This window comes from Dietzia aerolata (assembly GCF_014144865.1).
Taxonomy (GTDB): domain Bacteria; phylum Actinomycetota; class Actinomycetes; order Mycobacteriales; family Mycobacteriaceae; genus Dietzia; species Dietzia aerolata.
On record NZ_JAALDM010000313.1, the window covers coordinates 1 to 2,290 of the forward strand.

The following is a 2,290-nucleotide window of genomic DNA, read 5'->3' on the forward strand; positions in this document are numbered from 1 at the left end:
TGGCCGCGGTCGAGCCAGGCCATCTCGTCGAAGCCCTCGCGCCACACCGGCTGGTCGACGGGGCGGTCGCCGAGGTGGAGGAAGTTCTCCTTGAACTCGTCGATCCAGGTCTCGATCTGCGCCCGCAGGTCGGCGGGGATCTGCAGGTCGGCGGCCACGCCCTGGTCGTAGCCGGGATGGCCGGGCGGGAAGACGTCGGGCGAGGCCATGATGTACGGGCGGTAGTCGATGACCGGGTGGAGCGCGAGGAATGGTCGCGGCGGCGCCGGATCCGCCTGCATCCGGCACGCCGCACGGCACAGGTGCGACGGGCGCAGGCCGTGGAAGGTTCCGTCCGGCGAGACACGCATGGGTGCAGGGTATCGGCAAGGTGCGGATCATGCGTGAGCATCAGCGGCAGCGCCTGGCAGGGCTCGTGGTGAACGCCCGTCCCCGCGTCAGCCGCGCCGAGTACGACAACCTGCGCGCTCTCCTGCACAACGCCCGCCACCACGGCGCCGCGTCGCAGAATCACGCCGGGAACGAGGACTTCCGGGCCCACGTTCTGGGGCGCATCGCATGGGTCGGGGCGGGCGACGAGGTCCGCCGCGAGCGTCTGCTCGCCATGGCGGCCGAGGTCGACTGGGAGAACTGACCTGCGCGCCGGATTGCCTTCCCGCCGTGCCCGAGACGGCCTGACCGTCCACTACGGAAGTAGATCGGGTTCGGGAGTGTGTCGGCCTCGTCGTCGTCACTAACTCCCCGACCCCACCGACCCCCACCGACCTCTCCCCAACAGGCCGGCCTCAACCCAGCACATTACTGTGCGTCATTTACATACTGTGTGTCACGCACTATCGTGCTAGCCATGGGCACCAACGCCGAGGACACCGACGACCCCACCCTTCTCACCCACCTCCAAGAACTACGACGCGGCTCCGTAGTGCTGGCGAGCCTGCTGGCCTGCCGGACGCCGCGGTACGGATACGGACTGCTCACGACGCTGGCCGACGTCGGCATCGACACCGAGGCCAACACCCTCTACCCGCTCCTGCGCCGCCTCGAGAAGCAGGGCCTGCTCACGTCCAGCTGGGACACCGGCGAGTCGCGCCCCCGCAAGTACTACGAGACCACCCCGCTCGGCACCGACATCGCCGCGCGCCTGAACACCGAATGGCGGGCCCTGTCAGCCGCCTACACCGACCTCGAGGAGGCGGATTCCTGATGCGCACACTCACCGATCGCTACATCGCCGAGGTGGTCCGCCGCCTCCCGGAGGACCAGCGCGAAGACATCGCGACCGAGATCGCCGGCACCATCGAGGACATGGTGGCCGCCGAGCGCGAAGACCACGAGCACGACGACAACCAGAACCACGACGACGACAACGCCGCAGCCACCGGCGGGGCCGCAGACGCGGAGGTGGACGCGGAGCGGCTCGTTCTGAAGCGCCTCGGCGATCCTGCCGCGCTTGCTCGTCGCTATTCCGGCGCCCGCCAGTATCTGATCGGGCCCGACGTCTACCCGGTGTGGGCGCACGTCCTGCGCTGGCTGCTGCCGATCGCCGGGGCGTTCTCCGCGAGCGTCGGCGGCATCCTGTACGCCTCCACCACGCCGGATCCCCAGTTGGGTGGCCTGATCGGGGAGGTCATCAGCTCCGTGGCGGGGGCCCTGCTGTGGGTCTTCGCCGCCTGGACGCTGGTCGTGGTGATCGTGGAGCGGACCACCCCGGAGGGTGCGCGGTCACCGTTCGATGTGACCTCGTCCTGGGATCCCGATCGCCTCGAGGCCGCGCCAGACCGCCCCGAGACCCGGGCTAACGCCGTGGTCTCCCTGGTCCTGCTCGCGATCTTCGCCGCGCTGCCGTTCATCCCGTCGACGTTCCTCTATATAGGCCACCTGAACGGTGGCGAGCGTCTGGTGAATCCGGCCATCCCGACGCCGTGGATCGTCGGATACCTGCTGCTGATCGGCGTGCTGGCCCTGATCCAGGTGTGGCTGCTGCTCAGGCCCGCCCCGCAGCCGGGCCGGCTCGCCGTGGAGGTGTCCGTCGACGTGGTGTTCGGCGTCTTCCTCACCGCGCTCGCCCTGAGCCAGGACTCGCTCATCCACCCGGAGCTCGTGCCCGCGGACGGCGGCACCGTGACCACCGCGATCCGCTGGAGCGTGGTGGTGGCGATCTGGGCGATCGTGATCTGGGACCAGTTCGAGACCGTGCGGGCGTACCGGCGGGCCGGGCGGTGAGGCCCCCGGCCGCCGTCCGAGCCCGACACGGCCGAGTCCCACACGCCCGAGCCCCACACGGCCGGCC

Annotated in this window: 2 protein-coding genes and 2 pseudogenes; 3 read left to right on the top strand and 1 reads right to left on the bottom strand. The window is 70.1% G+C overall.

Annotated elements, in window-relative coordinates; genetic code table 11:
* Positions 1-350: pseudogene (locus tag G6016_RS15595) on the bottom strand (hypothetical protein); the annotation flags it as partial.
* A gap of 14 nt (positions 351-364) precedes the next feature.
* Between G6016_RS15595 and G6016_RS15600 the strand changes: the two are divergent.
* The 3 genes and pseudogenes from G6016_RS15600 to G6016_RS15610 all read left to right on the top strand — a co-directional run.
* Positions 365-634 (top strand): annotated as a pseudogene (locus G6016_RS15600) (RNA-directed DNA polymerase); the annotation flags it as partial.
* Between the two features lie 213 nt (positions 635-847).
* Positions 848-1,204 (top strand): PadR family transcriptional regulator, encoded by a 357-nt coding sequence (locus G6016_RS15605; RefSeq protein ID WP_182633520.1) that lies wholly within the window; start codon positions 848-850, stop codon positions 1,202-1,204.
* Entirely contained in the window at positions 1,204-2,223 is a 1,020-nt protein-coding gene (locus tag G6016_RS15610; protein WP_182633521.1) for an HAAS signaling domain-containing protein, read from the top strand. The genes G6016_RS15605 and G6016_RS15610 overlap by 1 nt, the downstream gene beginning before the upstream one ends.
* Positions 2,224-2,290: the final 67 nt, after the last annotated feature.